Consider the following 4,230-nt stretch of genomic DNA (forward strand, 5'->3'; position numbering starts at 1 on the left):
CCCTAATTAGGGGCGTAGTTCAATTGGTAGAGCACCGGTCTCCAAAACCGGGTGTTGGGGGTTCGAGTCCCTCCGCCCCTGCCAGAAAATAATCCTTTGCTTCGGCAAAGGATTTTTTTTGTCCAAAATTCAGCGCAGAATAAGAGCCTGAGTGATAAATATCCCCTCAAACTCCCTTCATTTATTGTATTAGTGCGTCAGAACCGGATATTTAAGCAGCTGACGAATATGCGCCTGCTGATCGCTGTTTTGCAACCACACAGCATAGAGTGGGCGTACCGCTACAGGTGTGTCAGGAATAACCATCAGATCGCTATAAATGCCGTGCCAGAAATCCGGTAAAAATGCACAGGCACCTGTTGTGTGCAGTAATTCACGGGTGACGTGCGCTGATGTCGTGGTTAATACCGGTACATCATCGCTGGATAAATAACTTTCATGCTGGTGAAAGTCTGCGCCCCATTCGAGTTTAATGTAATCATACTTTTCCCGTTTCTCAGTTTTACGAGCCCGGAATAAGGCGAGCGAAATATGTCCAATTTGCTGGCTGGTTAACTCATCCATTTTCGGCGCTTCGGTCGTAATCAGCAGATCCAGCTGACGCTCATGCAGCTGCTTTACCAGCAGGTGACGCTGAGCAATGCGCGCTTCAAGATGCAGGCTCTCCCGATTCTCATAAAGCGTCTGCAACCAGGGGGTTAGATAAGCCTCCCACAGCGATGCACTGGCCCCAATGGAAAGCTCATGATGCTGCTGGGTATGCGAGACCTCCTTCTTGGCCATCAACCAGGTGCTCATCAGGCTTTCAGCATAAGGCAATAAACGTTCACCTGCTGAAGTCAGCCGGATGTTATTACGGTGACGGGTGAAAAGGTTAACGCCCAGCTGATTCTCCAGCTGACGGATGCGAAAACTTACGGCTGATTGCGTGAGGTAAAGCGCTTCAGCAGCGCGCCCGAAATGACGCGTTCTGCTCACTTCAAGGAAAGTTTTCAGTAATTCCGTATCCACAGCATTCTCCCAAAAAATGTTTGTCGTACTGATTTAAATGTTTTGTTTTACACTCTGTCAAGCGTATCTAATACTCCGCGCCATAAATAGCACGGCCATATGAGAATCAGGAGCGTGTAAAATGGCGGAAAGCTTCGCAACAACTAATCGTTTCTTTGATAACAAACATTACCCTCGTGGTTTTTCGCGTCATGGTGACTTCACCATTAAAGAAGCCCAGCTTCTGGAACGCCACGGATATGCTTTTAATGAGCTGGATTTGGCAAAGCGTGAGCCAGCTACGGATGAAGAGCGTTCATTTTTAGAAGTCTGCCGTGGGGTTCGTGAACCACGGACTGATGCCGAACGCGTTTGGTCAAAATACACTGCGCGGATCAAGCGTCCTAAGCGCTTCCATACGTTATCTGGCGGCAAGCCGCAAATGGATACCGTAGAAGATTTTAGCGACAGTGACGATTAAAAAAACGGGGCTAATTTCAGCCCCGTTTTTTATTCCAGGCTCTTATGCAGATAGATCATCAAACGATCAATGCTGCGATAGCCCACCGCCTCCTGCAGATGCTGTCGTGTAATTTGCACTTCATCTGATAAATCAGCAATCGTCCGCGCCACCTTCAAAATGCGCTGCCAGGCCCGTACTGACAAGCCCAGGGCATTGAGTACATCCTCCAGCCATTCTGCATCCTGCTGCAGCAATACGCAGTCGCGCGCTATCTCCGGATTAGAGAGCAGCGCATTAACTTTACCCGCCCGCTTTATCTGTATGGCGCGTGCTGCCAGCACACGCTCGCGTACGGCTGCGCTGGTTTCACTCTGCTGCTGCTTCTGGCTTAGCGTACCGCTCGGTAGAAGTGGAATTTCCAGCGACAAATCAAACCGGTCTAGAAAGGGGCCTGATAACCGGCTGAGATATCGCAGAACCTGCTGTGGCGTACAGCGGTTATGGTTCCCCTGATAATGGCCGGTAGGACTTGGATTCATTGCACCAATCAATTGAAAGCGCGCCGGATAAGTAACTTTAGCGCGCGTGCGGGAAATAGCGATCTCACCGGATTCGATTGGCTCACGCAACGCATCCAGTACCTTGCGTTCGAACTCTGGCAGCTCATCCAGAAACAGGACCCCATTATGCGCCAGTGATATCTCTCCCGGACGAGGTAACGAACCACCCCCGACCAGCGCATAAAGCGAGGCGCTGTGGTGAGGCGCCCGGAATGGGCGCCGGCGCCACTGATGATGCAGATTGCCACTGCTGACCAAACTGGCTATCGCCGCGCACTCCAGCGCCTCTCGATCGTCCAGAGGGGGCATAATGCCGGGCAAGCGCGTCGCCAGCATAGTTTTACCGGTTCCGGGAGGCCCAAGCAGAAGCAAATTGTGACCGCCTGCTGCGGTAATCTCCAGCGCCCGACGCCCCTGTTGTTGACCAATGATGTCGCTGAGGTCCTGTGCCTCCCCATCAGGCATTTCAGGCTGGTAATGGGCAACGGTCAACTGGGCCTTATTATGCAAAAAAGCGCAGATCTCCACCAGGTGTTTGCCCACCAGCGTTTTACCCTGCTGAATCAAACCAACATCCTGTTGATTCTGCTCCGCTAATACCATTTGCCGTCCGGCCTGCAGCGCGGCCATGGCTGCCGGAATCGCGGCCTGAACGCCACAGAGCGCGCCGTTGAGCGCCAGCTCCCCCAGGAACTCATAGTGTGCCAGTTTGGCTCCTGGCAGTTGTTCTGAGGCCGCGAGAATCGCAATAGCAATCGGCAGGTCATAGCGACCGCCCTCTTTTGGCAGATCGGCCGGTGCCAGATTGATAGTGACGCGTTTAGCCGGAAACGTGAATCCGCTATTGATGATGGCGCTGCGCACCCGTTCCCGCGCTTCCTTTACAGTCGTCTCCGGCAGGCCTACCAGGGTTAAAGCAGGCAGTCCGTTACTGATATGGACTTCAATTGTGACCAGCGGCGCCTGTACACCCAATGCCGCACGGGTTAACACTCTGGATAAAGACATAACCACTCCTTGTTGTCTTTATCATCTGTCAGCCTGCATCAGGTGGCGACAGGATTTCTGCAAATTGGCGGCGCCGATTCCGGGTTTTCATCGCCATTTGCCGCATGTTCATGTTTTTTCAGAGCAGGATCGCAAATTGTCCCGCGCAATTACGTTACGGTCGTAATGAATTTTTATCATTACCATGAATAACCTTTTACTTACAAAGCGATAACCCGTAATGCACTGCTACAACGGAAAAATTTATGATGAAAATTATTGTAAATGTCCGGCTAACTATGGTACCTCTGTAGGTATTACTTCGAATCAAAGAAAAAACAGACAACACATGAAAGCCCTTCTACAAGTGATTAGCCTAGTCGTGATTAGCGTGGTGGTGATTATTAACCCACCGTGCGGGGCTACGCTTGGAGAAAGAAAGGCTTAAAAATCAAGCCCGGAATTCGAAAAACCCCCGCACCGAAAGGTCCGGGGGTTTTTTTTCGACCACGGGAAATATCAGTTAATCAGCGAGGAACAGTTTATGAGCAGTAGCATAAAATTCTGTTGTTCCACCAGGAATACAGGAGAATAAGCATGACAGGTGCACAATGGGTAGTTCAGGCTTTACGCGCGCAGGGTGTCGACACCGTATTTGGTTATCCTGGCGGAGCAATCATGCCAGTGTACGATGCGCTCTACGATGGCGGCGTGGAACACCTGTTGTGTCGTCATGAGCAGGGGGCAGTGATGGCCGCAATCGGCTATGCGCGTGCCACGGGCAAAACCGGCGTTTGTATTGCTACATCGGGGCCAGGCGCGACAAACCTGATCACCGGGCTGGCCGATGCGATGATGGACTCTGTTCCGGTGGTCGCCATCACCGGTCAGGTCTCCTCGGCCTTTATCGGCACAGACGCTTTCCAGGAGATCGATGTGCTGGGATTGTCCCTGGCCTGCACCAAGCACAGCTTCCTCGTTGAATCTCTTGATGATTTACCCTCCGTGATGGCGGAAGCTTTTGCTATCGCGCAATCAGGTCGTCCCGGTCCGGTGCTGGTTGATATTCCGAAAGATATTCAGATCGCCAGTGGCGAACTGACACCACACCTGCTGCCGGTGGAAGAGGCGCTGAGCCACTCGCCGCAGCATATTGCCGAAGCGCGTGCGCTGATGGCGCAATCGCACAAGCCAATGCTCTATATCGGCGGCGGCGTGGGCATGGCGCAG

General features: G+C 52.2%; 5 protein-coding genes and 1 tRNA gene. 4 read left to right on the top strand and 2 right to left on the bottom strand.

Annotated elements, in window-relative coordinates; all coding sequences use genetic code 11:
- Window positions 1-8: 8 nt before the first annotated feature.
- A tRNA-Trp gene (locus tag HA48_RS21670) sits at window positions 9-84 on the top strand.
- Window positions 85-189: 105 nt separating this feature from the next.
- On the opposite strand, the gene hdfR is transcribed toward HA48_RS21670, so the two are convergent.
- Window positions 190-1,011, bottom strand: a complete 822-nt coding sequence (hdfR, locus tag HA48_RS21675; RefSeq protein WP_031279770.1) for an HTH-type transcriptional regulator HdfR — start codon at window positions 1,009-1,011, stop codon at window positions 190-192.
- A gap of 121 nt (window positions 1,012-1,132) precedes the next feature.
- On the opposite strand from hdfR, the gene HA48_RS21680 reads away from it, so the two are divergent.
- Window positions 1,133-1,471 (top strand): MaoP family protein, encoded by a 339-nt coding sequence (locus HA48_RS21680; RefSeq protein WP_128603153.1) that lies wholly within the window; start codon window positions 1,133-1,135, stop codon window positions 1,469-1,471.
- A 29-nt stretch (window positions 1,472-1,500) separates the two neighbouring features.
- On the opposite strand, the gene HA48_RS21685 is transcribed toward HA48_RS21680, so the two are convergent.
- Window positions 1,501-3,021 (bottom strand): YifB family Mg chelatase-like AAA ATPase, encoded by a 1,521-nt coding sequence (locus tag HA48_RS21685; RefSeq protein ID WP_128603154.1) that lies wholly within the window; start codon window positions 3,019-3,021, stop codon window positions 1,501-1,503.
- Between the two features lie 328 nt (window positions 3,022-3,349).
- On the opposite strand from HA48_RS21685, the gene ilvL reads away from it, so the two are divergent.
- Window positions 3,350-3,448, top strand: a complete 99-nt coding sequence (gene ilvL, locus HA48_RS21690) for an ilv operon leader peptide (protein WP_071813600.1) — start codon at window positions 3,350-3,352, stop codon at window positions 3,446-3,448.
- A 149-nt stretch (window positions 3,449-3,597) separates the two neighbouring features.
- The coding region (locus HA48_RS21695) for a thiamine pyrophosphate-binding protein (protein ID WP_244182929.1) at window positions 3,598-4,230 on the top strand (633 nt) is incomplete at its 3' end.

The organism is Pantoea wallisii (assembly GCF_002095485.1).
GTDB classification, from domain to species: Bacteria; Pseudomonadota; Gammaproteobacteria; order Enterobacterales; family Enterobacteriaceae; genus Pantoea; species Pantoea wallisii.